Source organism: Quisquiliibacterium transsilvanicum, assembly GCF_014202215.1.
GTDB lineage: Bacteria > Pseudomonadota > Gammaproteobacteria > Burkholderiales > Burkholderiaceae_E > Quisquiliibacterium > Quisquiliibacterium transsilvanicum.
This window is the reverse complement of sequence record NZ_JACHGB010000004.1, coordinates 542,205-569,204: the sequence shown is the minus strand read 5'-3', so window position 1 is coordinate 569,204 and position 27,000 is coordinate 542,205. Positions and strand designations below refer to the sequence as shown.

Here is a 27,000-nt window from a genome sequence, read left to right as displayed (position 1 = left end):
TTTGGTTGCGGGGGCAGGATTTGAACCTGCGACCTTCGGGTTATGAGCCCGACGAGCTGCCAGACTGCTCCACCCCGCGTCTGGAGAACCGAACTATAGCAAGGTATTCAGTGGAATGCAAGCGCCCTGTTTTCGCACCCCCTGGAACGCAACGGCTCCGGCGCCCCGCCCGCCCGCGCTGCCGCGGCGGTGCGGCCTGCTATACACTGCGATTCACTCCCGATTCGGCACGAAACGGGCCGGCCGAAGCAGGCGGTCGGCGGCCCGCCCAGAACGACGCATGAGATTCTGCCCATCCTGCGGCCACGAGGTCGAGCAAGCCATCCCGCCTGGCGACAACCGGCTTCGCCACTGCTGCCCTTCCTGCAGCGCGATCCACTATCAGAACCCCAAGATGGTGCTCGGCACGATTCCAGTCTGGGAGGACCGGGTGCTGCTGTGTCGCCGGGCAATCGAGCCGCGCTATGGATACTGGACGCTGCCCGCCGGGTTCATGGAGAACGGCGAGAGCACCGGCGAAGGCGCTGCCCGCGAAACGCTCGAAGAGGCCGGCGCCCGGATCGAGCTCGGTGCACCGTTCTCGATTCTCGACGTGCCGCAGATCGAGCAGATCCACATGTTCTTCCACGCCACCATGCTCGGTCCGGAACTCGACCCCGGCCCCGAAAGCCTGGAGGCAAGGCTGTTCACGGAGGACGAGATCCCCTGGGACTCGCTCGCCTTCCGCACCGTTTCGCAGACCCTGCGCTGGTTCTTCGAGGACCGACGCGCAGGCGGCTACCGGCTCCACACCGAAACCATCCGCTACCAGCCCCGCCCGCCGGGCTGAGGTCGACGTCCGGGAATGCGCCTCGCCTGGGTTGAACCCGGCCAGCCCCTTCCCCCGGCGGATCGTGCGATGCGCGAGCCGAACGGGCTGCTCGCCGCTGGACGCGATCTCGATGCCCGCCGCCTCCTGGAGGCCTACCGCCAGGGCATTTTCCCCTGGTACGAGGAAGGCCAGCCCGTGCTGTGGTGGTCGCCTGACCCGCGGATGGTGCTGCACCTGGACGAACTTCGCATCACGCGGTCCTTCGCCAAGGTGCTCAGGCGGATCGCCAGGGAGCGGCGCTGGCGGCTGACGCTGGACCGCTGCTTCGAGCGGGTGATGCGCGAGTGCGCAGCGCCCCGCGACGGCCAGCCCGGCACCTGGATCACCGCGGACATCGTCGCCGCCTATTCGGAGCTGCATCGCTCGGGCCACGCGCACTCGGTCGAGGTCTGGGAGGGCGACACGCTCCTGGGCGGGCTCTATGGCGTGTCGATCGGCCGGATGTTCTTCGGTGAATCGATGTTCTCGAAGGTTCCCGAGGCATCGAAGTACGCGCTGGTCTCCCTCGCGGCGACCCTCCGGAAGGCCGGTTTCACCGTGATAGACTGCCAGCAGAACACCGGTCACCTGGCCTCCTTCGGCGCCCGAGAGATCGGCCGCGCGGCCTTCCTCCGGCTGGTGGCCGAGTTCAGCGCGCTGCCCGCGCCCGACTGGTCAGGCATGTCACCCGAAGTTCCAGACGCATGAGCCACCTGAACGAACTGCCGTTCTCCACGCTGCAGTTCTACGCGACGGCCCCCTACCCCTGCAGCTACCTCCCCGGCCGGCAGGCGCGCTCGCAGGTGGCAACGCCCAACCACCTGATCAACGCCGACGTCTATGCGGAACTGGTTCGCGCCGGTTTCCGCCGCAGCGGGGTCTTCACCTACAGGCCTCACTGCGACGGCTGCCGCGCCTGCGTGCCGGTGCGCGTGCCGGTGCGTGAGTTCAGCCCGACGCGCAGTCAGCGCCGGGCCTGGAAAGCCCACCAGGGTCTGCGCGTGCTGGTCGCGCGCGCCACGTTCTCCCGCGAGCACTACGGGCTCTACCTTCGCTACCAGGCCGCCCGGCATTCGGGCGGCGGCATGGACCACGACAGCCGCGAGCAGTACGCGCAGTTCCTGCTGCAGAGCAAGGTCAACACGCGGCTGGTGGAGTTCCGCGAGGCGGACGGCACGCTGAGGATGGTCTCGATCGTGGACCTGCTCGACGACGGGCTGTCCTCGGTCTACACCTTCTACGACCCCGATGTGCCCGGGGCCAGCTACGGCACCTACAACATCCTCTGGCAGATCGAGCAGAGCCGGCGGCTGGAGCTGCCGTGGCTCTACCTCGGCTACTGGATTGCCGAGAGCCCGAAGATGGCCTACAAGGCCCGCTTCCGCCCGGTCGAGCAGCTGCGCGCCGGCGTCTGGGAGCGGATGCAGGAGCCCGACCCCACCCCTTCCCCAGCCCGGGACGCCGCGGCGCCGGGCATGAACCCGACATGAGCCTCTATTTCCTGGCGCGCCCGGCGCTGTTCGCAATGGACCCGGAACGGGCGCACGAATTCACGCTCGGCGCCATTGACCGGGCGGCCGACTGCGGGGCGATTTCGCTGGTGGCCGGCCCGGCAGTCGACGATCCGGTCGAGGTGATGGGCCTGCGCTTTCGCAACCGCGTCGGCCTAGCAGCCGGCCTCGACAAGAACGGCGCGCACGTCGATGCCTTCGACGCGATGGGCTTCGGCTTCGTCGAGGTCGGGACGGTCACGCCGAAGCCGCAGCCCGGCAATCCGCGCCCCAGGATGTTCCGGTTGCCGCAGCGCCAGGCGCTGATCAACCGGATGGGTTTCAACAACGAAGGCGTCGAGGCCTTCGTCGCGAACGTGCGGCGCGCCCGCTCGTCCTGCGTGCTCGGCCTGAACATCGGCAAGAACGCCGCCACACCCATCGAGCACGCAACCGACGACTACCTCGCCTGCCTGGAGCGCGTCTACCCGCTGGCCAGCTACGTGACGGTGAACGTCTCCTCGCCGAACACCAAGAACCTGCGCCAGCTGCAGGGCGGCGACGAGCTCGACGGGATGCTTGCGGCGCTCAAGGAACGCCAGCTGCGGCTGGCCGACCAGCACCGCCGCTACGTCCCGATGGCGCTGAAGATCGCACCCGACCTGGACCACGCCCAGGTGGAGGAAATCGCCAACAGACTGGCAAGGCACTCGATCGACGCGGTGATCGCCACCAACACCACGATCTCGCGCGAGGCGGTGGCCGGCTTGCCGCATGCCGAGGAGGCGGGCGGGCTGTCCGGGGCGCCGGTCTTCGAGGCGTCCAACAACGTGATCCAGGCACTGCGCGCGCTGCTACCGCCCGGCTTCCCGATCATCGGCGTCGGCGGCGTGATGTCGGGCCAGGACGCGGTGGCCAAGGTGCGAGCCGGGGCCACCCTGGTCCAGGTCTATACCGGTCTCGTCTACCGCGGGCCGGCGCTGGTGCGCGAGTGCGCGCTGGCGCTGCGCAGGGAGGCCGCGCAGCAGGCGCGCGCAGCCCATCTCCCGGGCCAGGCGTAAGCCAGGCCCTGAGGAACGGCATCCCGCGCCGCGCCGGCTAGAATCGACTCATGTTCCGCGGAAACGCCCTGCGGCCCGGCGCCTGGCTGGCGCTGCTGGCCCTCGTCTCCAGCCTGCTCGCCCCGCTGGCGGGGCAGGCGCGCACCGTGGGCCTGGACCAGGCGCTCTCGCTCGCGGTCTGCAGCGCGGGCGGGCTCCCGGGGCCGGTCGACGATGCGCCGCCGCCAGGCACGCATCAGGGCGGACCGGCCTGCGCCTACTGCCAGACCGGACCCGCCGCGCTGCCCGACACTCATGGCCAACGACTCGGGCCGCCCGAAACGCGCGCGCTGCTGCAGATCTCGCTTCGGCCCGAGCCTGGGGTACTGTCCAAGAGCGCCTGGCCGCCGCTGCCCGCGCGCGGCCCGCCGCGGCCGGCCTGAACCCTCCGGCCTGAAACCTCCTGCAGGGAGCCGCACAGGGCTCCGATTCCTGCCGCGCGGCGCGCTTGCCGCGCGAAGACCTGCCCATCCGGGAACATGAACATGAAATCGAACATCCGCACCCTGGCGCTTGCCGCCGCACTCGCCGTCTCGTCCGCCGCTTTCGCCCAGGTCACCGTCAAGGACCCCTGGGTGCGCGGCACCGTCGCCCAGCAGAAGGCCAGCGGCGCGTTCATGCTGCTCCAGTCGGCGACCGCTGCGCGCCTCGTCTCCGCCGCCTCGCCGGTGGCGGGCGTGGTGGAGCTCCACGAGATGCGCATGGAGGGCGACGTGATGCGCATGCGCGCCCTCACCGGGCTGGACCTGCCTGCGGGCAGCACGGTGGAACTCAAACCCGGCGGCTATCACGTGATGCTGATGGACCTGAAGAAGCCGCTCCAGGAAGGCGACATGGTTCCGCTGACGCTGACCGTGGAGGACAAGGACGGCAAGCGGTCGACGCTGGTGGTGCAGGCACCGGTGAAGGCGCTGGCGGCCCCGGCGGGCGGCCACATGATGCGCAAGCACTGACGCTGCCAGGCGTCCCGCGACGCAGCCCGTAGCCCGTAGCTCGGGCGCAATCGCTTCAGCGGCGATTGCGCCCGGGCATGCCTTCGGATCGGCCCGCGAGGATTGCCCGGGCGCCTGGCCCCAGCTGCACCGGCCGGCCGTGGGGCGTGGCCTCGGCGGCCACCCGCCAGGCCTGGCGCAGGGCCGTGAGCGCCAGCGGCTGCGCCAGTCCCTTGCCGACCAGCAGGCGCTCGAGTGCCACCAGCCAGTGCCGGTAATAGGTGCTGCCGTCGTCGGGGTCGCCCTGCGCCTGGGCATCGCGGATCGCCTGCGCCAGGTGGCTCGCCCATTCGGTCCAGTCGAAGTACCCGCGCTCGTGCAGCGCGACCGTCATCGCGAAGACCTGCGCCTGCCAGGGTTCGGCGAAAACCGGCTCCCCCGAGCCGCAGTCGCTGCCGGGAGGCAGCGGCAGGTGCTGTACCAATGGCTCGGTCATGGGCCTGGAGTCTCCAGGTAGGACTCCCAGCAGTCGGCGCAGATGCTCGACGCCGTGGTGTCCGGCCCCCAGAGCTCGTCCGCCTCGAAACGGACGCAATAGAGCCACTGCGGGGATTCGCCCGCGCCCTGCGCGCTGCTGTCCGGGAAGACGTGCACGCCGTGCACCGCAACGATTCGGCCCGCCTTGCCTCTGAGGTAGCGGGGCAGCCGCGTGTGGTGCTGCGGATGAATGACCCTGGTGCGCACCGCATCCCCCGGGGCGAAGCGCGCCGGGGAGGTCGCGGCGCGCTTCGTCGGGCCGCCGCGCCCGAGCGCCGCGGCAACGCCGGCGGCCGGCAGCGCCGCGACGCCCTCGAGCGCCGGCGCCAGGCTGCGGCCCGCCGCGAGTTCCTCGCGCGTCACCAGCCCGCGCTCGAGCATCAGCCGCACCAGCCCTTCCAGCCAGATCTCGTAGTAGCTGCTCGACAGGTAGCGGGCCGGATCCAGTCGCTCGCGCGCCTGGCGCGCCATGTCGATGTTCCATCGTCCGGTGAAGCCCATCGCGAGCGTCACCGCGAAGGCGCGCCGCTCCCAGTCGGCGTGGAACGGCGGCTCGTCCGCCTCTGGATCAATCGGCCCGAAGCCCATCATGCCGCCGAGATCCTGTGCGCCGTTCATCTCCCGCCCTCCTCGAACCCGGCCGGCGGGCGCGCCAGCCCGGTGCCGATCATGGAGTCGCGCGTGACGAGGGCTGCGAGCCGCTCCTCGGTCCAGCCGTCGGTGCCTGCGGGGCGCATCGGAACCACCATGTAACGGATCTCGGCAGTGGAATCCCAGACGCGGATCTCGGTATCCGCGGGCAGCGTGACGCCGAACTCCGCCAGCACGCCGCGGGGATCGATCACTGCCCGCGAACGATAGGGCGCCGACTTGTACCAGACCGGCGGCAGCCCGAGCACAGGCCACGGATAGCAGGAGCAGAGCGTGCAGACCACCACGTTGTGCACGCATGGAGTGTTCTCCAGCGCCACCAGGTGCTCGCCCTGCCGGCCGCGGAAGCCGAAGGTTTCGTCGGCGCCGATGGCTGCGGTGGCGTCGCGCAGCAGCCACTCGCGGAAAGCGGGGTCGGCCCATGCGCGGGCCACGACCCGCGCGCCGTTGCGGGGGCCGACCCGGTGCTCGTAGGTTTCGACGAGGGCGTCGAGCGCGGCGGGATCGACGTAGCCCTTCTCGACGAGCAGCGTCTCGAGCGCGCGCACGCGCAATTCCATCTCGGTGAGTTCCGAACCCGGATGCGCGTGGGATGAAGAGTCCATGCGTATGATTCTGCCGGATGCGCGCTCCCCGCGCGAGCACACCCATGAGCGACATCCTTCTCGTCACGATCAACGCCCGCTACCAGCACGCCTCGCTCGGGCTGCGCTGCCTGCACGCGAACCTGGGCGGGCTGGCGCAGCGCGCTTCGATCCTCGAATTCGTGTCGGGCGCGCGCACCGAAGACATGCTCGAGCGGGTGCTGGAGCGAGGCCCGCGCATCGTCGGGATCGGGGTCTACATCTGGAACGTGGTCGAGAGCACCCGCCTGGTCGCGCAGCTGCGCGCGGTGGCTCCCGGGGTCACGGTGATCCTGGGCGGGCCCGAGGTCAGCCATGAGCACGAGGGACAGCGCATCTGCGCGCTGGCAGACCACGTGGTCACGGGACCCGGTGAGCATGCCTTCCGGCAGCTCTGCGAAGAGGTGCTCGCGGGCCAGCCGCCAGCGGCGCGGGTGATCTCCGGCGGTGCGCCCGCCCCCGCTTCGCTGGCGCTTCCGTACCCGCTCTACGGCGACGAAGACCTGCGCCATCGCTTCCTCTACGTCGAGGCTTCCCGGGGCTGCCCGTTCCGCTGCGAGTTCTGTCTGTCGGCGCTGGACCGCACCGCGGAGCCCTTCCCGCTGGACGCGATCCTCGACGCGCTGCGCGACCTGCATGCGCGCGGCGCGCGCCGCTTCAAGTTTGTCGACCGCACCTTCAACCTGAAAGTGTCGACCAGCCTTGCGATCCTGGAGTTCTTCCTCGAGCGGCTCGAGGAGCGGCCGGACGATCCGGTCTTCGCACACTTCGAGCTCGTCCCCGACCACCTGCCGGAGCGGCTGCGCGAGGCGATCCGGCGCTTTCCGCCCGGCACGCTGCAGCTGGAAATCGGCATCCAGACCTGGAACCCCGCGGTACAGGCGCTGATCAGCCGCCGCCAGGACGACGCGAAGGCGGCCGCGAACCTGGAATGGCTGGCGTGCAACACGCATGCGCATACCCACGTGGACCTGATCGCAGGCCTGCCCGGCGAGGACCTCGACAGCTTCGGCGCAGGCTTCGACCGGCTGGTGGCGCTCGCGCCCCACGAGATCCAGGTCGGGATCCTCAAGCGGCTGCGCGGCGCGCCGATCGCCCGTCATACCGAGGCCTTCGGGCTGGTCTTCAGTCCCGAGCCGCCCTACAACGTGCTGGCCACCGACCGGATCGCCTTCGCCGACATGCAGCGGATCGCGCGGTTCGCGCGCTACTGGGACCTGGTCGGCAATTCGGGGCGCTTCCCGCGCACGCTGCCCCTGCTGCTGGGCGATGCGCCGTTCCGCCGCTTCATGGCGCTCGCCGACTGGCTCTATGCGCGCACCGACGCCACCTCCCGGCTGTCGGCCGAACGGCAGTTCGAACTGGTGCGCGAATGGTTGCTCGACCAGGCCGGAACTGGCGCTGTGGTCGACGAAGCCCTGCTCGCGGACTACGCCGGCAGCGGCGCCCGCGGGCGTCCGTCCTTCCTCGCGCGCGCGGCTGCTGGCGCCGGGCGGAATGCCGCCGCCACTGGCACTGGCACTGGCACTGCCGCTGCTGCCCCGGGCGCGACGGCCGCGACGCCAAAGCGCCAGGCGCGTCACCTTGCCTGACCAGAAGGCGATGGCCATGACGCGCGCGGCGGCGCTCCCGATCCTCGATGCGGGCGCCACCGTCGCCGCCCTCCCCTGGTCCCGCCTGGTCGACGCGCTCGAGGCGATGCTGGAGCGCAAGGCTGCCGGCAGCACCCTGGCCCCAGAGCGCCTCGCCCTCCCGCTGCCGGGCGGCATGCTGCTCGCAATGCCGGCCAGCGACGGGGAGTACGCATCGACCAAGCTGGTCACGGTGCATCCGGGCAACCCGGCGCGCGGGCTGCCGACGCTGCTGGGCGAGCTGCTGCTGATGCGCGCCGACACCGGCCAGCGGCTCCTGATCCTGGACGGACCCGCGCTGACGGCGCGACGCACCGCAGCACTGTCCGTGCTGGCGGCACGCAGGCTGGCGCCCCGGGCGCGCGGGCCGCTGCTGATCGTCGGCGCCGGCATCCAGGGCCGCGCCCACCTCGAAGCCTTCGCGTCGGTGATGGGGACTCGCCAGGCATTCATCGCCTCGCGCACCCGGGCGAGCGCCGAGGCGCTCGCGCTGCACGGGCGCAGCCTCGGAATCGACGCACGCGCGGTGGCCGGCGCCGACGACGCTCTCGCGCAGGCGGGCGTGGTGGTGACCGCGACCACGAGCACCGCGCCGGTGATCGGCGACGGAGTCCGGGACGATGCCTTCGTGGCGGCGGTGGGCGCCTACCGCCCCGAGATGTGCGAGCTGCCGGCGGCCCTGCTGCACAGGGCCCGGGTCTACGTCGACGACCCGGCAGGCGCGCGCCACGAGGCGGGCGACATCCTGCAGGCCGGACTGGACTGGGCGCGGGTCACCGCACTCGAGGACGTCGTTGCTGGCGCCGCGGCCCCGCCCGCGCACGGACCGGTCGTCTTCAAGAGCGTGGGCCAGGCGCTGTGGGATCTGGCTGCGGCCCGGCTGGCCCTGGAGGCGCGGCAATGAGGCTCCTCGCCGCTGCAACGCCCTGCCTCGGCAAGGACACTGGCCGGGAGCCTGCCCGATGAGCGTCGCGACTGACGCGGACGTGATCGTGCTTGGCGCGGGCATCGTCGGTGCGGCCTGCGCCTGGCGCCTGGCCGAACGCGGCCTGCGGGTGCAGGTGCTCGAGCGGGAAGCGGTGCCCGCCGCCGGCTCCACCGGGCGCAGCGCGGCGGGCGTGCGCCATCAGTTCTCCGAGGAGGCCAATATCCTGCTCTCGATGGCGAGCATCGCCGAGTACCGCACGATGCCCGAGTCGGACTACCGTCCGACCGGCTACCTGTTCCTGGTGCCGCAGGCGCAGTGGGACGCGCACGAGCGCGCCGCCGCCCTGCAGCGCATGCATGGGATCCCGGTGCGGACCCTGTCGCCCGCCGAGGCCGCCGGACTGGTGCCAGCCACGACCGAGGGCCTGCGCGGCGCCACCTTCTGCCCGATCGACGGAGTCGTCGATCCGCACGGCATCTGCATGACCTACGCGGCGCGGGCCAGGGCGCTGGGCGCGTCGTTCGCCTTCTCCTGCGAAGCGGTCGGCATCGGCCATGACGGCAGCCGCTGGCAGGTGGAAGGCCGCAGCGGCCGCTTCCGCGCCCCCCTGCTGGTGAACGCCGCGGGCGCCTGGGCTGGCGGCGTCGCTGCCCTGGCGGGGCTGGACCTTCCGGTCGGTCCGGCGCGGCGGATGGTCTGGACCAGCGCTCCGCTGCCGGACGGCTTCGGCATGGCGCTGCCCTGCCCGCTGACCGTGGACCTCGGCAGCGGCTTCTGGTTCCGCTCGGAGCGGGACCGGCTGATTTTCGGTCTGGCCAATCCCGCCGACACCGGCTTTTCCGAGGGGATCGACTGGGAATGGCTGGAACCGACGTGGACGGCCGGCAGCGAGCGTTTCGAATGGTTCGCGGAGCTGGCGGTGGATCGCCGGGCCTGCTGGTGGGGATACTACGAAAACACGCCAGACCACAATCCGGTGCTCGGCCGACGCCCGGGCGCCGAAGGATGGATCGATGCCTGCGGATTCTCCGGCCATGGGGTGCAGCACGCGGCGGCGGTCGGGCGGCTGATCGCACAGGAGGCACTAGGGGAGCCCAGCTTCATCGACATCGAGGCGCTCAGGATCGGTCGCTTCAGCGCGCCCGGTGCAACGGGCGGCGGCGAGCGCCTGGTCGTCTGAGCGCCTGGTCGTCCGGAGCCCGAGCCCGCTGAGCCGCGCCCGCCGGCCCCGGCCCCGCTAGCCCCGACCGTCCGGGCGACGGCGCGCCCACTGCTCCTTGAAGGTCGGGCCGCGCGGAACGGGCAGGTCCCGCTGCGCGGTCCAGCCGCCCACCAGCGGCAGGGCCCCGATGCGCGCGTCCTTGCCGCCGGCCAGCCGCAGCAGGCGCGAGGCCAGCCGCACCATCGGCCGATAGAGCCCCGGACGGCTGGCCGCGAAACTCCACGCCGCCATCGCCACGCGCTCGCCCCAGGGGCGCAGCCCCCGGTTCAGCTGCTTCTCGCGCAGCTTGCGCAGGAGATCCGGCAGCGGAATCTTCATCGGGCAGACCACGTGGCACTCCCCGCACAGCGTCGACGCCTGCGGCAGGTCGAGCGCCTTCTCGAGGCCGACGTACGAGGGCGTGAGCACCGAGCCCATCGGCCCCGGATACACCCAGCCATAGGCATGCCCGCCGATCTTCTGGTAGACCGGGCAGTGGTTCATGCAGGCGCCGCAGCGGATGCAGCGCAGCATGTCCTGGAATTCGCCGCCGAGCAGCGCGGAGCGTCCACCATCGACCAGCACGAAGTACATGTGCTCGGGGCCGTCCGGCTCGCCCGCAGCGCGCGTTCCGGTGAGGATGGAGAAGTAGTTCGAGATCGACTGCCCGGTGGCCGAGCGCGGCAGCAGGCGCGCGATGGCGGCGAGGTCGTCGAGCGTGGGCAACACCTTCTCGATGCCGGTGACCGCGACGTGCACCGGCGGAACGATGGTGCACATTCCCTCGTTGCCTTCGTTGGTGAACAGCGCAACCGAGCCCGTCTCGGCGATCAGGAAGTTTCCGCCCGACACCCCCATGTCGGAGGACAGGAAGTGCGGGCGCAGGAACTCCCTCGCCTCGCGGGTCATCGCGGGAATGTCGGTCAGCCGGGGGCGGCCATGCACCCGGGCGAACAGGTCCGAGACTTCGTCCTTGCTCTTGTGAACCACCGGCGCGACGATGTGCGACGGCGGCTCGTTGTCGTTGATCTGGAGGATGTACTCGCCCAGATCGGTCTCCACCGGCTGGATGCCCGCGGCCTCCAGCGCCCGGTTCAGCGCCATCTCCTCCGAGACCATCGACTTCGACTTGGTGACCTTGCGCACGCCGTGGCGCCTGGCGATCTCGACGACGAGCTGCGATGCCTCCTCCGGTGTCTCGGCGTACAGCACGACGGCGCCGCGGCGCGTCGCCTCCTGCTCGAAGCGCTCGAGCCAGACGTCGAGCTCGGCGAGCGCGCGGTTGCGCCGCGCCACCGCGTCGTTGCGCGCCGCCTCGAAGTCGTCGAGCTCCAGGATGGCCTGGGCGCGCCCGGCCACCCACTTGGTCGAGAGCTTCTTCAGGTTCTCCTGGAGGCGCAGGTCGGCGAGCTTCTGCCCGGCGCGCGCCTTGAAGTGCATCGAAGTGACCTGCATCAGGCGTCTCCGGCCAGCACCTGCGCGACGTGCAGCACCCGGGTGGTCGTGTCGCCGCGCCTGCGCAGCCGGCCCTCCAGATGCAGCATGCAGCCGAGATCGCCCAGCACCAGGCAGCGGGCGCCGCTGGCCTGGACGTCGTCGAGCTTGGCGTCGGCGATTGCCGCGGAAATGTCCCCGTACTTGACCGAAAAGGTTCCGCCGAAGCCGCAGCAGGCGCGGGAATCGCGCATCTCGGTGAGCCGGACGTCCGGATGCAGCGCGAGCAGCGCTCGCGGCTGGCCCTGAACGCCCAGCTCGCGCAGGCCGCTGCAGCTGTCGTGATAGGTGAGCTCGCCCTCGAAGCTGCCGGGCAGCCGCTCGATGCGCAGCACGTCGTGCAGGAATGCGGTGAGCTCCCAGGTCCGGTCGGCCAGCGCCTGCACGCGGCTGCGAAGATCGGGCTCGTCGCGGAACAGCTCGGGGTAGTGGCAGCGGATCATCGCCGCGCAGGAGCCGGACGGCACCACCACGTGGTCGAAGCCCTCGAAGTCCTCGAGAAACCGGCGCGCGAGCCGCCGTGCCGCGCCGGTGTCGCCAGCGTTGTAGCCGGGCTGGCCGCAGCAGGTCTGCGCCATCGGCACCTCGACCGTACAGCCGGCCGACTCCAGGAGCCTGACCGCGGACAGGCCGATCTCGGGCCGCATCAGGTCGACCAGGCAGGTGATGAAGAATCCGATTCGCACGCAGGCTCCGGTTGGTGGCGGTTCGCGCGCCGCGCTCGGGCGGGGCGTCGACCGACGATAGAGCCTGCCGCCCCGCGGGTCAAATGCCCGGGGCCCGTTCGGCGGCGACTGCGACCGGCCTCTGGAATCGGCGCATTCCACCTTGCGGTATAGAATTTCGCTCACGCCAGGCCGGCGCCCGCGGGCCGGCGCCTTCGCAAGGGCTACGCGCATGTCCCGTCCCAGCCGCCCCGCAGCCGAAGAAGGCAAGACCGCGATCCAGGTGATCCAGCGCATGGTGTCGCTGCTCGACGCGCTCGCCGCGCAGCCCGACGCGGTGAGCCTGAAGGAGCTGTCGGCGCGCACCGGCCTGCATCCGTCGACTGCGCACCGCATCCTCAACGACCTGGTCACCGCCCGCTTCGTTGACCGGCCGGAAGCCGGCACCTACCAGCTCGGCATGCGGCTCCTCGAGCTCGGCAACCTGGTGAAGGCCCGCCTCAACGTTCGGGACGCCGCGATGGGACCGATGCGCGAGCTGCACCGCGCGACCGGCCAGCCGGTCAACCTGTCGATCCGCCAGGGCGACGAGATCGTCTACGTCGAGCGCGCGGTTTCCGAGCGATCCGGCATGCAGGTGGTGCGGGCAGTGGGCGGCCGCGCCCCGCTGCACCTGACCTCCGTCGGCAAGCTCTTCCTGGCCGAGGACGACCTGCGGGCCGCGCGCGCCTATGCCACCCGGACCGGGCTGGCGGGCAATACGCGCAACAGCATCACCGAGCCGGCCCGGCTGGAGCGCGAACTGGCGCTCGTGCGGGCGCGAGGCTATGCGCGGGACAACGAGGAACTCGAGCCCGGGGTGCGCTGCATCGCGGCCGGAATCCGCGACGACTCAGGAAGCCTGGTCGCTGGGCTTTCGATCTCGGCGCCAGCCGATTTCGTGCAGGACGACTGGATCGACCAGCTGTGCCGTACCGCCGCGGAGATCTCCGCCGCCCTGGGCTTCGAAGCCTCCGCCTCCTGACCCGCCCGCGGCTCAGGAGCCGAAGGAAGGCGCCGCCACGGTGCGCATCGGGGCCGCCCTGGCGCCGCCGTGTTCGAGCCACTCGCGCAGGCGCTGCGCGTCGCCGAACCGGGAGCTGGGGCCGGTCGCGTCGAGCAGTACCATGACCACTGCCTGACCATCGAGGCTCACCTGCATCACCAGGCAGCTGCCGGCCTCGGAGATGTAGCCGGTCTTCTGCAGGCCGATGTCCCAGGTGGGGCTGGAGATCAGCCGGTTGGTGTTGCGGTAGCTGACCATCCGGTAGCCGGTGTCCACCGTGAGCCCGGGGGCCGTGGAGAACTGACGCACCAGCGGATACTCGAGCGCCTCGCGCACCATGCGCGAGAGGTCGCGCGCATTGGAAACGTTGCTGCTGGACAGGCCGGTGGGCTCGACGAAATGCGTGTCGGGCATGCCGAGGGCACGCGCCTTGGTGTTCATTGCGTCGACGAACGCCCGCAGCCCGCCGGGATGGTTACGCCCCAGCGCGTTCGCCGCGCGGTTCTCGGAGGACATCAGCGCCAGCTGCAGCATTTCGCCGCGACTCAGGCGGGTTCCGGGCGGCAGGCGCGAGCCGGAATTCTTCTCGGTATCGATGTCCGCGGCAGTGATTTCGAGGGTCTCGCCCATCGGCGCGCCGGAATCGATGACCACCAGCGCGGTCATCAGCTTGGTGATCGAGGCGATCGGAAGCACCGCCTGCGCGTTCTTGGAGAAGAGGGGCGCGCCGGTGCGCTGGTCGACCACCAGGGCGACGGACGAACGCAGGTCGAGCGGATCGTCGGTGGCGTGCAGGCCGATCGCCTGTCCGATTGAAACACGCGCGGGGGTGAAGTCGCGCGGCGCCGCGGTCACCCGCACTGCGCTCGCCCTGGCCGAACTGCCGCGGGCGGAGGCAAGTTGCGCCTTGCCACGCGCCTGGTTCCTCAGGGTGACCCGAACTGCCGGCCCTGCGACCCGATCGCCCCGTTGCCGCGCTGCAACGGTCTTGGTCGCGCGAGCCGGCTGGCCGCGCTGGGCTTGCGTCGCGACACGCGCCGATTGTGCACGCTGCGCCCGGGCCGTCGGCTGCTTGGCGAGGCCAGCCTTCCTGGCGGCCGCAGTCCTGGCAGCCGGCGCCTTCGCTATCGTGGCCTTCGCTACCGGAGCCTTGGAGGTGCGCTGCTTGGAGCTTGAGGCAGCCTGCTTGGCCTCGGCCGCCGGGGGGGCTCCTGCCAGGGAGATCGCTGCCAGCACCGCCAGCATCCACGTCCGTTTGCGCACACCCTTCTCCTCGCCTCGCGATCCGGCCGGCGAGCACCCGGAGACACGGGGGTCAGTCGCACGGCAACCGGGGCGACCATCGCCCCGAGAAATCAGTTTAGCAAGAAAATCCTGATGAAATAGAGGCTTGGCGCGATTTCTTCAGGTGCTGCCTGATCAGAACCCGTGGAAGCGGGTAAACGAGGCCACCGGCTCGCGCTCCGTGACGAGCCGGTTGATCGGCGCGTCGGGATCGGCGTGGCCGAGCGCCATCCCACAGACCACGGTCTGGGTCGGCGGCAGCTCGAGCACCTCGGCAATGACCCGGTGGAAGCGCGAAAAGGCCTGCTGCGGGCAGGTGTCCAGCCCACGGGCACGGGCAGCGATCATGATGTTCTGCAGGAACATCCCGTAGTCGAGATAGCTGCCGGTGCGCATCGCGCTGTCGATCGTGAACATGAAGCCGACCGGGGCGTCGAAGAACATGAAGTTGCGCGCGGTCTGCTCCTGCATCCGTTCGCGGTCTCCCTTGCCGATGCCGAGCAGCCCGTACATGTCCCAGCCGATCTTGCGGCGACGGTCGACGTAGGGCGCCACCCATTCAGCCGGATAGTAGGGATAGGACTCGCTGTGATCCTTCAAGGCCTCGGGGTCGTTGAAAACCTCCAGGATCCGGCGGCTGAGCTCGGCCTTCGCTACGCCCGTCAGGACGTGCACCTCGTTCCAGGGCTGAATATTGGTGCCGGAAGGCGCCCGGCGGGCCACCTCGAGGATGTCCTCGACGACCTCCCTGGAGACCGGGGTGGGCAGGAAGGCGCGCACCGAGCGGCGCGTGAGGATGGCCTCGTCAACGAAGCGATGGCTGTGCGGATAGTCCACTGGGTTCTCTCGATGGGTTCTGGAGGGTTGAAGACGGCAGAAGCGGCGCGCGCCCGGATCGGCTCTGGCAGAAGACGAAAGATAAGGCATCCGGCCTCGGCGACACGCCGGCTTCCGGCCCGATATGCAGGATATTGCACTGCACAAAACTTTAGCTTGACATCGGTCCGATCGAACCTAGAATGCGTTTTGTGCGGTGCATCAAATTCAGTTGCCCGCCCTGCGACGGCACCACGAATCCATCCGAATCACGATTCAATCAAACAGAGGCGAGTCATGGTCAATACCCCCGAACAGTTCGTTGAAATTCAGAAATCCGCGCTGGAAGCCTTCCAGGCGATGGCGCTGAAATCGGTCGAAGGCTTCGAGAAGCTGGCCGACCTGAACATCCAGGCCTTCAAGGCCTCGGTGGCGGAGTCCAGCGAGCACATGAAATCGGCGCTGAACATCAAGGACGCGCGTTCGCTCGGCGACCTGGCCAGCACCAACCTGCAGCCCGCCGCCGACAAGTTTGGCGCGTATGCCCGCGACGTGTACCAGATCGGCGCCGAGACCGGCACCGAGATCGCGAAGATCTTCGAGAAGCAGATCGCCGAGGGCAACAAGCAGTTCGGCGCCGCCGTCGAAGAAATGACGCGCAACGCCCCGGCCGGCTCGGAAGGCGTGGTCACCCTGGTGAAGTCCGCGGTCAGCGCTGCGAACAACGCCTACGACCAGGTGAACAAGGCCGCCAAGCAGGCCGTCGAGATGGCCGAGCAGAACATCGCCAACGCCACCAAGTCCGTTTCCGTGGCTCGTCCGGCTGCCCCCAAGAAGGCTGCCTGACCGCCTTCGAGGCTGATCGGGCGCCGCCTGGCGCCTCCTCGTCCTCGATGCGGTGCGCTTGGGCCCGGTTCGCAAGAACCGGGCCTTTTGTCGTCTGGCGCCGCAGCGGCGGCGCGGGATCGCCCCCCGCTCAGATGGGCCGCACTTCCCCGCCGAGCGCACGCGCGCCGGCCTCGAGCCGCGCCCAGGCTCCCTCGAGCAGCGCGAGCGGCCCCTTGACGCCAAGCTCGATGTGCCGCGCCACGCCCTTGCCGCCGACGGTCGGCAGGCTGAACACCCGGATGCCGGGGAACTCCTGCTCCACCGCCTCCATCAGCGGCGTCGCCGACGCCTCCGCCACGCCGAACAGCAGCAGCGAACGCTCGCCGCGCGGCTCCAGGTGGTGCAGGTGCGCGAAACGGCCATCCAGAACCGATTCGATCATCGGCCAGGCCATCACCGGGAAGCCGGGCACGAAGAAGTGGTTCCGGATCGAAAATCCCGGAATCCGGTTGTACGGATTCGGGAGGATCTCGCTGCCGGCCGGGAACTCGCCCATCCGCAGGCGCAGCCGGTTCTCCGGCAGGTCCATGTCCGCGCTCGCACCATTCTCGCGCGCGGTCTGCGCGACCCGCTCCGAGATCAGCCGAGCCGCCTCGGGATGCAGCGCCAGCGGCAGGTCGAGCGCCATCCCCGCCGCCTGGCGGGTGTGGTCGTCGGGCGTGGCGCCGATCCCGCCGCAGCAGAACACGGCGGCGGCGTCGCTGGCGAAGCTGTCCGCGAGGGCGGCGGCGATCCTCGCGCGGTCGTCGCCCAGATAGCGCGCCCAGGCGAGTTGCAGCCCGCGCGCCGACAGCAGCTCGACGACCTTGGGAAAGTGCGCGTCCCTGCGCTTTCCCGAGAGGATCTCGTCGCCTATGATGATCAGCCCGAAGTTCATCGAATGCATCCGTTCGACCGTGACGACGCGAGTTTAGCCGGCGCGGCCCGGACCGTTCCAACCGACATGCGGATCGCGGCGATTAGCGACATCCTCGGAAACCTTCCGGCGCTCGAGGCGGTGCTTGCCGACATCGCAGGCCGCGGCGCAGATCTCATGGTGCAGCTGGGCGACGCCATTTCCGGCCCGCTCTGGCCGCTGACGCTGGAGGCCGCGCCGGGCGTGCTGCTGTTCCACGCCACGCCGGACGACGACGACACCTACCTGCTCGAGGATCCGTCCACCGGCTACGCGCAGCTGCGCGCGCCGCAGGCGATCCTCGCAGCGCTCGACGGCATCGACGCCCGGCTGGTGTTGTGCGGCCATACCCACGTGCGGCGCGTGCTGGCGCTGCCCGACGGGCGCACGGTGGTGAACGCAGGCAGCGTCGGCCTGCCCGCCTACACCGACATGACGGGCGGCTTCCAGCGGCACGAGAACGGCAGCCCGCACGCGCGCTATGCGCTGGTCGACCTGCTGCTCGGCCGGGTAGGTGCCGCGATCGTGGCGGTCGCGTTCGACCTGGACGCGGTGAGTCGGCAGGCCTCGCGCAACGGCCGGGAAGATTGGGCCACGTGGTTGGCGTCGGGCCGGGCGTGACGCCCGGCCCCGGCCTCACTTGCCGGGCGGACGGAACTTCGCCGCGACGGCAGCGCCGGCCTTCATTGCCTCGAACTGCTGCTGCATGCTCAGCAATTCGATCGACTGGACGTCGGTGAACCCGCCGCTGGCGAGCACCACCATCGCGGCAGTGGCGCCGCCCACCGCCTCGCCTTCGCCGATCACGATGATCTCGTAGGTCGTCGCCGAGTACCAGATGTGCTGCAGCTTCATGCCCGACGCCTCGAACAGCGTCCTGGCGATCGCCTCCCGGTTCTCGGGTTTGGCGATCATTCCCCTGTACCCCTCCGGGCTGTAGCGCGCGCGGGTCAGATAGAGAGCCATGCCTTTCCTCCTCTTGCCGGGTTGGGGCGGCCCGGCGGGCGCGAGGGTCGGGCGATGCGATCGCGCGGCAAACGAGCCCGAAGGGCCGTCATCGTCCGGAACGCAAGGTCCGCCCCGGACCGATCAGCATGATCCAGGGCCGCCCGGCGCGCAAGGGGAAACGCGCGCGGGCCGGGGTCAGGCGCGATGCGCGAGGCGCCGCAGCGCAAGCCACTGCTGCGCCCAGAACCCGCGGCCATAGTCCCTGCCCCGGAGCTGGTCGCCGATGCCGGTGGGAACGAAGCCGGGCCGGAAGTCGGCGGTTCGGAAGATCACGTCCCACACCGGGAATAGCACCGCGAAGTTGCAGCCCCGCGCCGGCCCCTCGTGCCCATAGCCGATCGAATGGTGCAGTCGGTGGAAGCTCGGGCTCACCAGCAGCCGTTCCGCCGGTCCGCCCCAACGCCAGCGCAGATTGCCGTGATGCACGCTCTGAATCACGCGCGACGCTACGGTGAGCGCGATGAACTGCCCGGGCGGCACCCCCACCACGACGGCAAGCGCCGCGAGCACTGCGTCGCGCAGCAAGTCGTCGATCAGGTGGTTGCGGTTGTCGGACCAGAAGGTCATCTGCCGCTGGCTGTGATGCACGGCGTGCAGGGCCCACCACCAGGCGAAGCGGTGCTGGCCGCGGTGCATCCAGTAATCGACGAAGTCGAGCAGCACCAGATAGACCATGAAGCTCACCACGGGCAGGTCGGTGACTCCAGGCCACCACTCGTCGACGCTCAGCCGCGAGAAACCGTCCAGGCGCAGCGCCGCCTCCAGCGCGTCGAAGGCCGGCACGAGCAGTGCGAATGCGACCAGCGGAAAGGCGCCCAGGCGGTGCAGCAGCGTGTAGAGCACGTCGGTGCGCACCGCGGCGCGGTCGACGAGCGGCTCGGCGCTCCAGCGCCGTTCGCACCAGCCCAGCACCACCGCCATCACGGCCACCTCCACCGCTCCGATCACCACCCACTCGAGCGCGTCGTAGGCCTGGTCGCCGTAGTTGATCAGGCCGGCCGCGAACAGCAGGGGCTGCACGAGGGTCTCGTACAGCCAGCCCTGCGCAATGCCGACGAAGTCGCCGAACCAGTCGAACCAGCCGGACATCACGGCCTCCCGCGAACCGCGGGCGTCGCCAGCGTAGCGAAGCAAAGGCCCTGCCGCTTCAGCCCCGCGATCAGCGGGTCGAGCATCGGCGCGAAGGGCTCGCGGCGCGACCAGATGCCCAGGTGCGCCATCAGTACGTCACCGTCGCGCACGCGCGAAAGCGCCTGCTCCAGCAGGCGCTCGTTCGGGTGCGTCTCGGAAGGCAGCTCGTCGCCCAGGAAGCCCGCTGGCGCCCAGTGGACATGGGTGAAGCCGCATCCGCGCGCCGCCTGCATCGCGGCCGCCGGCGCCCGCCCGCCCGGCGCCCGCCACAGCGGATCGAGCCCCCGGCCGGCGATCTCGCGAAACCGCGCGTCCACGCGCCGCAGTTCGCTGCAGAGCGCGGCGCCGTCCCAGCGCAGCGTGCGACCGGCATTGGCCCCGAACTGCGGCCGCGCGAGAAAGACCGGCGCGGCGGCGCGACTGGCCGCCGGCGCCTCGCGGAAGTAGACATGGTCGTAGGTATGGCTGCCGAAGGCGTGTCCTTCCGCAGCCCGCGCCCGCCAGTAGGCCGACCAGCCGTCATCGAGGGCGAAATCGCCGCGAGGCGTGCGTTCGTTCGCGAGGAAGAAGGTGGCCTTCACCTGGTGCCTGCGCAGGATGGCGGCGATCGCCTCCGCCTGGCTCATGTTGCCGGTGTCCAGCGTCAGGTGGACCGTCCCCTTGCAGCCTGCGCCCGAATCGGCGGCCGAAGGCGCTCCCTGAGAGGCTGCCGCGGCAGCCTTGACGGTCTCCGCTCCGGCCCCGAGGGTTGCAGCCGGGGACACCAGCGTCAGGGACACCGCGGCCGTGGCAGCGGCGAAGTGTCTTCCGCAGCGCAGGCGCGCTCGCGTCGCACGGCGCGCCGGGGCAGCGCCCTGTCGCGAAGGCCGTCCGGCATGGGCAGGCATCATGCGGCTGCGCGCCCTACAGCAGCGGGGCCCGGTTATGGAAGTAGATGCCGTGCGGCGATCGCCCCACCGGGATCCGCTGCACCACCTTGCGCTGGGCGATGTCGACCACGCAGACCTGCTTGGCGAAGCGCGAGGTGACCCACAGGTGGCGGCCATCGGCGGTGATTTCCATGTCGTCCGGGCCGCCGGGCACCGCGATGGTGTCGACGACCTTCATCGTAGTCATGTCGATGCGCGAGATCGTGTTCTCCACCCGGTTGGACACGAACACGTGCCTGCGGTCGCCCTGGCCCCGAAAATTGTGCGCGCCGCGGCCGGTGCGGATGCATTCGAGCAGCTTCTGCGCGCGCCAGTCCACCACCGCGACGCAGTCCTCGCCCATGATCCCCACCATCAGGAAACGGTCGTCGGGGGTGACGATGATCCCCGCCGGCAGCTTGCCGACGCGCATCTGCCAGACGACCTGCTGGCGCCCCAGGTCGATCGCGGCGATGCTCTCGCTCTCCTGCAGCGTCACGAACGCGAAGCGGCTGTCGGCCGAGAACCAGACGTGACTGGGCGCCTTGGGCAGCGGCAGCCGCGCGGCGACGCTCAGCGCCTTGCCGTCGTAGCGGTAGATGTCGACCCGGTCGAGCCGCAGCGCGTTGACGACGAACCACTTGTTGTCCGGCGAAAACCCGATCTGGTAAGGGTCCTCAATGCCGCGCTGGCGCGACTGCACCTGCCCGGTGACCGGGTCGAGCAAGTGCAGGTCGTCGCTCATCGCATTGGCAATGATCAGCGACTTGCCGTCGGGCGTCGGATAGAGGTGATGCGGCTCCTTGCCCACGTCGACGCGGCCGACCTCGGCGAAGGTCTTCTGGTCGATCAGCGAGACGCTGGCGTCACGCGAGTTCAGCACGACCGCGATCTGCGCCGCCGCCGGCACGCAAGCCGCAGCACAGGCCAGGGCCAGCAGCAGGCGGCCGGCCCGGCGCGCTGCGCCGACGCCCTGCGCGAGCGGCCCTCGGCGGCAGCCGTGGGCGACCTGGTCGGCGCAGACCGGCGCGGCGGACGCGAGGATGGACATGCTTGAACTCCAGACAATCTGCGCGGGCGGACCTGGATGGTACGCGAACGGCGCCAGGCAGCAGCGCCTGCGTTGCGTGAACACCAGCGGCGCCGCAGGCGCGGGTCCGGAACGGATCAACCCTGCGCGACGATCGCCTCCCAGGCCTTGTGGAGGCGCTTGACCGACACCGGCATCGGCGTGCGCAGCTCCTGTGCGAACAGCGACACCCGCAACTCCTCGAGCAGCCAGCGGAACTCCTCCAGCCTGGGGTCGGCCTGGCCCCGGCGATGCGCGAGCATCCGCCGGTGATTCGCCACCAGCGGTGCGAGCTCGACGAGCTTCTGCGCATCGCGGGCGGGATCTGCACGCAGCTTGTCCACCCGCAGCGAGATCGCCTTCAGGTAGCGCGGCAGGTGCGCGAGCCGGTCCGCCGGCGTCGCGGTGATGAAGCGCCTGGGCATCAGCGCCGCGAGCTGCTGCTCGATGTCGGACGCCGCCTGCGCGAAGCCCTTGGCCTGCGCGAGCTTTCGCATCGCCGCCTGATGCTCCTGCAGCACCGACAGCACCAGGCGGGCCAGCTCCTGGCCGATCAGGTTCAGGCGCGGGCGCGCCTCGGCGACGCGCGCCGCGAACTGCTCCGCATCGGACGGCAACGGCGCCATCAGGCAGGCGCGATCGAGCACTGCGGCGACCAGTTCCGCGCGCAGTTCGTCCGAGCCGCCGAAGGTCGCATGGAGCAGCGACAGCTTCTGCGCCTCCGGAAGACTGCGCTCGAAGAAGCGCAGCGGCTCGCGCAGCGCGATCGCGAACAGGCGACGCAGCCCGGCGCGGTGCTCCAGCGCGGCGACCTCGGGCTCGTCGAAGACCTGCAGCTCGGCGGCCTCGCCTGTGTCCACCAGCGCGGGATAGCCGATCAGGCGCTCGCGGCCGCGCGACAGCTCCATGATCTCCGGCAGCGCGCCCAAGGTCCAGGCGGTGAAGCGTTCGCCGGCCTGCCGCGCCAGCCCGGCGCCTGCGTCAGCGGTTCCGCCTGATGGGAACGCGTGGGCATCGCGTCGCGGCCGGCCACCGTCGCCGGCGGGGGTCGCCGCATCGCCCTCACCGCCCTCACCGGCCTTGCCGGCCTTGTTCCTCGCCTGCGGAGCGCCTGCGCCTGCGCCTGCGCCTGCGCCTGCGTCTGCGCCTGCACCGGCCCGCCCCGTCCCGCGCCCAGCCCCACGCCCCGCTGCCGAAGCCGCGCCGGAATGCGCCGGGCCGTCCGGCTGCGCGCCGCCGCCCTCCTGGCCTTCGGGCGCAGCGAGGCTGTCGGCAACACGCCGGAGCGCCTGCTGAAAACTCGTCTGCGCACGCGCGCCGTGCTGGGCGCGCAGCGCGGCCAGGTTGCGCGAGATGCCCATCACCGCGCCATGCTCGTCGACCAGCCGGAAGTTCGCAAACAGATGCGCCGGCACCGTCTCGAGCTTGAAGTCGGACGCCTGGGCGCGCACCTGGAGCGTCTCGCGCAGGTCCTCGAGCAGAGCGTCGACCAGCGGCCGAGCGGTTCCTTCCTCAAGGCGGGGCATCCAGCGGGTGACGAAGCCCTCGGCATGCTCCGGCAGCGGCACCACGTGCCGGCGCAGTTTCTGCGGCAGCGACTTCAGCAGCGCCGCGACCTTGTCCTTCAGCATGCCGGGCACCAGCCATTCGCAGCGCACCGCATCGACCTGGTTCAGCGCGTGGATCGGCACGGTCAGTGTCAGGCCGTCGTCGCCGGCGCCCGGATCGAAGCGGTAGGCCGCATCGAACTGAACCCCGCGCATCGACAGGCGCCGCGGGAAGGCGTCGCTCGACACGCCAGTCGCGTCCTTGCGCAGCAGCTCGTCGCGCGAGAGCTTCAGCAGGCCTGCGTCGGAGCGCACCGCTTCGCGGTACCAGGCCTCGAGCATCGCCCCCGAATACACGTCGGCGGGCACACGCGCATCGAACCAGTCATGCAGCCAGTGCTCGTCGACCAGCAGGTCGGGCCGGCGGATCTGCTGCTCCATCCGGCGGATCTCGGCGACCAGCCTGCGGTTGTGCTGGAAGAAGGGAAGCTGCGATTCCCATTCGCCGGCGACCAGCGCCTCGCGGATCAGCAGTTCGCGCGCGAGCTTCGGGTCGCGGGGCCCGTAGTGCACGCGGCGCTGCGCGTAGACGGTCAGCCCGTAGAGCACGCCGCGCTCCATCGCCACCGCCTGTCCGGCCTTCTTCTCCCAGTGCGGCTCGCTGTACGAAACCTTGATCAGGTGCCTGGCCGCCTTCTCGATCCAGTCGGGTTCGATGCGCGCGACGGTGCGCGCGTAGAGCCTGCCGGTGTCGACCAGTTCGGCGGCCATCAGCCAGCGGGGCGCCTTCCTGGCCAGCGCCGAACCCGGATGGATGTGGAAACGCGTCTGATGCGTGCCCTGGTAGCCGGACTCCTCGCCCGGGTTGAAGCCGAGGTTGCCCAGCATCCCGGTGAGCAGCGCGCCGTGCAGCTGCTCGTGGGTTGCCGGTGTGGCGTTCGGCTTCCAGTGCATTCCGGCCACGGCCTCGGACAGCTGGGAGTGCACGTCCGCCCACTCGCGCAGCTTGCGCGGCGACAGGAACTCGCGCTCGAGCCGCTGCTGCAGCTGGCGGTTGGTCCCCTTGTCGGCCTGCGCCTGCTGCCAGTAGTCCCACAGCTTCACCCAGCCGGTGAAGTCCGAGCGCTCGTCGGCGAAGCGCTTGTGCTGCTGGTCGGCGGCCTGCTGCGCGTCCATCGGGCGCTCGCGCGGATCCTGCACCGACAGGCCGGCGGCGATCACCAGCATCTCGCGCAGGCACTGCCCGTCGCGGGCGGCCAGCAGCATGCGGCCGATGTGCGGGTCGACCGGCAGGCGCGCCAGCTGGCGGCCCACCTCGGTGAGCCGGTTGCGCTCGTCGACCGCGTTGATCTCGTGCAGCAGCGCGTAGCCGTCGGCGATCGCATTGCGCGGCGGCGGGTCCAGGAAGGGGAAGGCTTCGATGTCGGCCAGCCGCAGCGCCTTCATCTGCAGGATCACGCCCGCCAGCGAGGAGCGCAGGATCTCCGGGTCGGTGAACCGGGGCCGGCCGGCGTAGTCCTGCTCCGAATAGAGGCGGATGCAGATGCCGTTCATCACGCGGCCGCAGCGGCCCGCGCGCTGGTTGGCCGCCGCCTGCGAAACCGGCTCGATCTGCAGCTGCTCGACCTTGCTGCGGTACCGATAGCGCTTGACCCGCGCGGTGCCGGTGTCGACCACGTAGCGGATCCCGGGCACCGTCAGCGAGGTCTCGGCGACGTTGGTGGCGAGCACGATGCGCCGCCCGTTCGACTTCGAGAACACCCGCTGCTGGTCGGCCGCCGACAGCCGCGAGAACAGCGGCAGCACCTCGACCGGACCGCGCGCGAGCGACGCCCCGCCCCGCCCCGCCTGCGCGCGGGCATGGGCGCGGCGCAGGTGGTCGGCGACGTCGCGGATCTCGCGCTCGCCCGGCAGGAAGACCAGCGCGTCGCCCGGCTGCTCGCGCCAGAGCTCGTCGATCGCCTCCTCGATGCGCGACGGCAGGTCGGTCTCGTCGTCGTCGTCGCGCTGCTCCTCGTCGAAACTGCGGTAACGCATCTCCACCGGATAGAGCCGTCCGGACACCTCCACCACGGGAGCCGGCTGGCCATCACGGCGGAAATGCGCCGCGAAGCGGTCGGCGTCGATCGTCGCCGAAGTGATCACCAGCTTGAGATCGTCGCGGCGCGGCCCCTCGACGAGCTGCTTCAGGTAGCCGAGCAGGAAGTCGATGTTCAGGCTGCGCTCGTGGGCCTCGTCGACGATGATGCTGTCGTACTGACGCAGTTGCGGGTCGTGCAGGGTCTCGGCGAGCAGGATGCCGTCGGTCATCAGCTTGATCGACGCGCCGGCAGTGAACCTCTCGTTGAAGCGGATCTTGTAGCCGACGTTCACGCCCAGCGGCGTGCCGATCTCCTCGGCGATCCGGCGGGCCACCGAAGTGGCCGCCAGCCGGCGGGGCTGGGTATGGCCGATCAGCCCCGCGACGCCGCGGCCGGCCAGCCCGGCCAGGATCTTCGGCAGCTGGGTGGTCTTGCCCGAACCTGTCTCGCCGCAGACGATGACCACCGGATGCTCGCGCACCGCGCGCGCGATCTCTTCGCGCCGCGCGCTGACCGGGAGCGACTCTGGAAACGACAGCGGGGGCAGGGGTCGCGGTGGATGCGGCACTGCGAAATTATAATGATGCGATGGATACCTTCCCCGCGCTCCCGGCCCCGGAGCAGTTCGTCACCTGGCTGCGCGCGGTCGCGCCCTACATCCACGCCTTCCGGGGCAAGACCTTCGTGGTCGCATTTCCCGGCGAGCTCGTGATGGCGGGCAGACTCAACGCCCTGGTCCAGGACCTTGGCCTGCTGCATGCGATGGGCATGCGCATCGTGGTCGTGCACGGTTCGCGGCCCCAGATCAACGAGCAGCTGCGCCTGCGCGGCGTGCCGGAGCGCTACGAGAACGGCCTGCGCATCACCGACCCGGTGGCGCTCGAGTGCGCGAAGGAAGCGTCCGGCGAGATACGCCTCGACATCGAGGCGGCGTTCTCGCAGGGAATGCCCAACACTCCGATGGCCCACTCCGCGATCCGCGTGGTGTCGGGCAACCTCGTCAGCGCCCGCCCGGTGGGAATCGTCGACGGCGTCGACTACGAGCACACCGGCCTGGTGCGCAAGGTCGACACGCAGACGATCCAGTTCGCGCTCAACGGCGGGGCGATCGCGCTGCTGTCCAACCTTGGCTTCTCCGCCACTGGCGAAACCTTCAACCTCGGCATGGAAGACGTCGCCGCGAGCGCAGCCGTCGCGCTGGACGCGGAGAAGCTGATCTTCGTCACCGAGACCCCGGGGATCCTCGACGAGGACGGCGAGGTCATCAGCGAGGTCTCCGAGGACAGCGCGGAGCACCTGCTGTCCTCGCCCGGACGCCTGCCCACCGACGGCGCTCTCTACCTCCGCGCGGCGCTGCGCGCCTGCCAGGGCGGCGTGGCGCGCGCGCACATCATCCCCTTCGACATGGACGGCAGCGTGCTGCTGGAGCTGTTCCAGCACAGCGGCGTGGGCACCATGGTTGTCGAGGAGACCCTGGAGGAGCTGCGCGAGGCCGGGCCCGACGACGTGGGCGGCATCCTGGCGCTGATCCGGCCGCTCGAGGAGGACGGCACGCTGGTGCGCCGCGACCGCGCGCTGATCGAGCGCGAAGTCGAGAATTTCACGGTGCTCGAGCGCGACGGCGTCCTGTTCGGCTGCGCAGCGCTGTATGCCTACCCCGAGGACGGCATCGGCGAGATGGCCTGCCTCGCGGTGAATCCGCACAGCCAGGGCAAGGGCGACGGCGAACGCGTGCTCACCCGCATCGAGAAGCGCGCCCGTGCCGCGGGCCTCAAGCGGCTGTTCGTGCTAACCACCCGCACGATGCACTGGTTCCTCAAGCGGGGCTTCGTGGTCGCCGACGTCGATGCGCTGCCGCAGGAAAAGCGCAACCTCTACAACTGGCAGCGCCGCTCGGTGGTGCTGCTCAAGAACCTCTGAGAACCCTTCTTCCCTGGAGACCCAATGGCGCGCACCGTGTTTTGCGTGAAGCTGCAGCGCGAGGCCGAAGGCCTCGATTTCCCGCCCTACCCCGGCGACCTGGGCAAGCGGCTGTACGAGAACGCCTCGAAGGAGGCCTGGCAGGGCTGGCTCAAGCACCAGACCATGCTGGTCAACGAGAACCGCCTCAACCTCTCCGACCCGCGCGCGCGCAAGTACCTGGCGGCGCAGATGGAGGGGTACTTCTTCGGCGAGGGCGCCGACCGGGTGGCGGGATACGTTCCGCCCGCCGACTGAGCGGGGGCG

27 protein-coding genes and 1 tRNA gene are annotated in these 27,000 nt (G+C 70.5%); 14 read left to right on the top strand and 14 right to left on the bottom strand.

Annotated features, from left to right (window positions below):
* Positions 1 to 2 precede the first annotated feature (2 nt).
* Positions 3 to 79: transfer RNA gene (locus HNQ70_RS12105), tRNA-Met, on the bottom strand.
* Between the two features lie 201 nt (positions 80 to 280).
* On the opposite strand from HNQ70_RS12105, the gene HNQ70_RS12100 reads away from it, so the two are divergent.
* The 6 genes from HNQ70_RS12100 to HNQ70_RS12075 all read left to right on the top strand — a co-directional run bounded on the left by HNQ70_RS12100 (position 281) and on the right by HNQ70_RS12075 (position 4,393).
* Complete coding sequence (locus HNQ70_RS12100; protein WP_183967817.1) at positions 281 to 829, top strand: NUDIX hydrolase; 549 nt, start codon at positions 281 to 283, stop codon at positions 827 to 829.
* 69 nt (positions 830 to 898) lie between these two features.
* Positions 899 to 1,558 carry a leucyl/phenylalanyl-tRNA--protein transferase gene (gene aat / locus HNQ70_RS12095; protein ID WP_246434916.1) on the top strand — a complete coding sequence of 220 codons (660 nt, stop codon included), beginning with the start codon at positions 899 to 901 and terminating at the stop codon, positions 1,556 to 1,558.
* Positions 1,555 to 2,340, top strand: coding sequence for an arginyltransferase (locus tag HNQ70_RS12090; RefSeq protein WP_183967813.1), 786 nt, complete (start codon positions 1,555 to 1,557; stop codon positions 2,338 to 2,340). Before aat ends, HNQ70_RS12090 begins: the two co-directional genes overlap by 4 nt.
* Entirely contained in the window at positions 2,337 to 3,401 is a 1,065-nt protein-coding gene (locus tag HNQ70_RS12085; RefSeq protein ID WP_183967811.1) for a quinone-dependent dihydroorotate dehydrogenase, read from the top strand. The genes HNQ70_RS12090 and HNQ70_RS12085 overlap by 4 nt, the downstream gene beginning before the upstream one ends.
* Before the next feature lie 50 nt (positions 3,402 to 3,451).
* Positions 3,452 to 3,823 carry a DUF2946 family protein gene (locus tag HNQ70_RS12080; RefSeq protein ID WP_183967809.1) on the top strand — a complete coding sequence of 124 codons (372 nt, stop codon included), beginning with the start codon at positions 3,452 to 3,454 and terminating at the stop codon, positions 3,821 to 3,823.
* A gap of 102 nt (positions 3,824 to 3,925) precedes the next feature.
* A complete protein-coding gene (locus HNQ70_RS12075; protein ID WP_221302772.1) occupies positions 3,926 to 4,393 on the top strand; it encodes a copper chaperone PCu(A)C in 468 nt (155 codons plus the stop codon).
* A gap of 55 nt (positions 4,394 to 4,448) precedes the next feature.
* Here the strand turns inward: HNQ70_RS12075 and HNQ70_RS12070 are convergent, their stop codons facing one another.
* Genes HNQ70_RS12070 through nthA form a run of 3 tightly spaced genes read right to left on the bottom strand, consistent with a single transcriptional unit; the run spans position 4,449 to position 6,165 of the window.
* Complete coding sequence (locus HNQ70_RS12070) at positions 4,449 to 4,868, bottom strand: nitrile hydratase accessory protein (protein ID WP_183967804.1); 420 nt, start codon at positions 4,866 to 4,868, stop codon at positions 4,449 to 4,451.
* A complete protein-coding gene (gene nthB / locus HNQ70_RS12065; RefSeq protein ID WP_183967802.1) occupies positions 4,865 to 5,527 on the bottom strand; it encodes a nitrile hydratase subunit beta in 663 nt (220 codons plus the stop codon). Before nthB ends, HNQ70_RS12070 begins: the two co-directional genes overlap by 4 nt.
* A complete protein-coding gene (nthA, locus tag HNQ70_RS12060) occupies positions 5,524 to 6,165 on the bottom strand; it encodes a nitrile hydratase subunit alpha (protein WP_183967800.1) in 642 nt (213 codons plus the stop codon). Before nthA ends, nthB begins: the two co-directional genes overlap by 4 nt.
* A gap of 44 nt (positions 6,166 to 6,209) precedes the next feature.
* Here nthA and HNQ70_RS12055 point away from each other — a divergent pair, with 44 nt between their 5' ends.
* From HNQ70_RS12055 to HNQ70_RS12045, 3 genes are read left to right on the top strand one after another with little or no spacing between them, the layout of a single operon-like run.
* Positions 6,210 to 7,775, top strand: coding sequence for a B12-binding domain-containing radical SAM protein (locus tag HNQ70_RS12055; protein ID WP_183967798.1), 1,566 nt, complete (start codon positions 6,210 to 6,212; stop codon positions 7,773 to 7,775).
* Positions 7,776 to 7,791: 16 nt separating this feature from the next.
* A complete protein-coding gene (locus HNQ70_RS12050) occupies positions 7,792 to 8,718 on the top strand; it encodes a delta(1)-pyrroline-2-carboxylate reductase family protein (RefSeq protein WP_183968032.1) in 927 nt (308 codons plus the stop codon).
* A 58-nt stretch (positions 8,719 to 8,776) separates the two neighbouring features.
* Entirely contained in the window at positions 8,777 to 9,922 is a 1,146-nt protein-coding gene (locus tag HNQ70_RS12045; protein ID WP_183967796.1) for an NAD(P)/FAD-dependent oxidoreductase, read from the top strand.
* Between the two features lie 57 nt (positions 9,923 to 9,979).
* On the opposite strand, the gene HNQ70_RS12040 is transcribed toward HNQ70_RS12045, so the two are convergent.
* On the bottom strand, positions 9,980 to 11,398 hold the full coding sequence (locus tag HNQ70_RS12040; RefSeq protein WP_183967794.1) for a LutB/LldF family L-lactate oxidation iron-sulfur protein: 1,419 nt from the start codon (positions 11,396 to 11,398) through the stop codon (positions 9,980 to 9,982).
* Positions 11,398 to 12,123 (bottom strand): heterodisulfide reductase-related iron-sulfur binding cluster, encoded by a 726-nt coding sequence (locus tag HNQ70_RS12035; RefSeq protein WP_183967792.1) that lies wholly within the window; start codon positions 12,121 to 12,123, stop codon positions 11,398 to 11,400. The genes HNQ70_RS12040 and HNQ70_RS12035 overlap by 1 nt, the downstream gene beginning before the upstream one ends.
* Before the next feature lie 211 nt (positions 12,124 to 12,334).
* Here HNQ70_RS12035 and HNQ70_RS12030 point away from each other — a divergent pair, with 211 nt between their 5' ends.
* Positions 12,335 to 13,126: an IclR family transcriptional regulator gene (locus tag HNQ70_RS12030; protein ID WP_183967790.1), complete on the top strand. Its 792-nt coding sequence runs from the start codon at positions 12,335 to 12,337 to the stop codon at positions 13,124 to 13,126.
* Positions 13,127 to 13,138: 12 nt separating this feature from the next.
* Here HNQ70_RS12030 and HNQ70_RS12025 read toward each other — a convergent pair whose 3' ends face one another.
* Both HNQ70_RS12025 and HNQ70_RS12020 read right to left on the bottom strand, forming a co-directional pair.
* A complete protein-coding gene (locus tag HNQ70_RS12025) occupies positions 13,139 to 14,008 on the bottom strand; it encodes a serine hydrolase (protein WP_343060761.1) in 870 nt (289 codons plus the stop codon).
* A gap of 558 nt (positions 14,009 to 14,566) precedes the next feature.
* The gene (locus HNQ70_RS12020; protein WP_343060760.1) at positions 14,567 to 15,268 is read right to left on the bottom strand and encodes a nitroreductase; all 702 of its coding nucleotides are present in this window, start codon (positions 15,266 to 15,268) and stop codon (positions 14,567 to 14,569) included.
* Between the two features lie 276 nt (positions 15,269 to 15,544).
* Between HNQ70_RS12020 and HNQ70_RS12015 the strand changes: the two genes are divergently transcribed.
* Positions 15,545 to 16,093, top strand: coding sequence for a phasin family protein (locus HNQ70_RS12015; protein WP_183967779.1), 549 nt, complete (start codon positions 15,545 to 15,547; stop codon positions 16,091 to 16,093).
* Between the two features lie 130 nt (positions 16,094 to 16,223).
* Here HNQ70_RS12015 and HNQ70_RS12010 read toward each other — a convergent pair whose 3' ends face one another.
* Complete coding sequence (locus HNQ70_RS12010; RefSeq protein ID WP_183967777.1) at positions 16,224 to 17,012, bottom strand: competence/damage-inducible protein A; 789 nt, start codon at positions 17,010 to 17,012, stop codon at positions 16,224 to 16,226.
* Positions 17,013 to 17,015: 3 nt separating this feature from the next.
* Between HNQ70_RS12010 and HNQ70_RS12005 the strand changes: the two genes are divergently transcribed.
* Complete coding sequence (locus HNQ70_RS12005) at positions 17,016 to 17,651, top strand: metallophosphoesterase family protein (protein WP_246434915.1); 636 nt, start codon at positions 17,016 to 17,018, stop codon at positions 17,649 to 17,651.
* Between the two features lie 15 nt (positions 17,652 to 17,666).
* Here HNQ70_RS12005 and HNQ70_RS12000 read toward each other — a convergent pair whose 3' ends face one another.
* From HNQ70_RS12000 to hrpA, 5 genes are all read right to left on the bottom strand, one after another.
* The gene (locus HNQ70_RS12000) at positions 17,667 to 17,996 is read right to left on the bottom strand and encodes a GYD domain-containing protein (protein ID WP_183967775.1); all 330 of its coding nucleotides are present in this window, start codon (positions 17,994 to 17,996) and stop codon (positions 17,667 to 17,669) included.
* Between the two features lie 177 nt (positions 17,997 to 18,173).
* A complete protein-coding gene (locus HNQ70_RS11995; protein WP_183967773.1) occupies positions 18,174 to 19,127 on the bottom strand; it encodes a sterol desaturase family protein in 954 nt (317 codons plus the stop codon).
* The gene (locus HNQ70_RS11990; protein WP_425504365.1) at positions 19,127 to 19,942 is read right to left on the bottom strand and encodes a polysaccharide deacetylase family protein; all 816 of its coding nucleotides are present in this window, start codon (positions 19,940 to 19,942) and stop codon (positions 19,127 to 19,129) included. The genes HNQ70_RS11995 and HNQ70_RS11990 overlap by 1 nt, the downstream gene beginning before the upstream one ends.
* 130 nt (positions 19,943 to 20,072) lie before the next feature.
* Positions 20,073 to 21,128 (bottom strand): YVTN family beta-propeller repeat protein, encoded by a 1,056-nt coding sequence (locus HNQ70_RS11985; protein WP_183967771.1) that lies wholly within the window; start codon positions 21,126 to 21,128, stop codon positions 20,073 to 20,075.
* Between the two features lie 116 nt (positions 21,129 to 21,244).
* Positions 21,245 to 25,342 (bottom strand): ATP-dependent RNA helicase HrpA, encoded by a 4,098-nt coding sequence (hrpA, locus tag HNQ70_RS11980; RefSeq protein WP_183967769.1) that lies wholly within the window; start codon positions 25,340 to 25,342, stop codon positions 21,245 to 21,247.
* A gap of 20 nt (positions 25,343 to 25,362) precedes the next feature.
* Here hrpA and argA point away from each other — a divergent pair, with 20 nt between their 5' ends.
* Both argA and HNQ70_RS11970 read left to right on the top strand, forming a co-directional pair.
* A complete protein-coding gene (gene argA / locus HNQ70_RS11975; protein ID WP_183967761.1) occupies positions 25,363 to 26,694 on the top strand; it encodes an amino-acid N-acetyltransferase in 1,332 nt (443 codons plus the stop codon).
* 24 nt (positions 26,695 to 26,718) lie between these two features.
* Complete coding sequence (locus HNQ70_RS11970) at positions 26,719 to 26,991, top strand: oxidative damage protection protein (protein WP_183967759.1); 273 nt, start codon at positions 26,719 to 26,721, stop codon at positions 26,989 to 26,991.
* Positions 26,992 to 27,000: the final 9 nt, after the last annotated feature.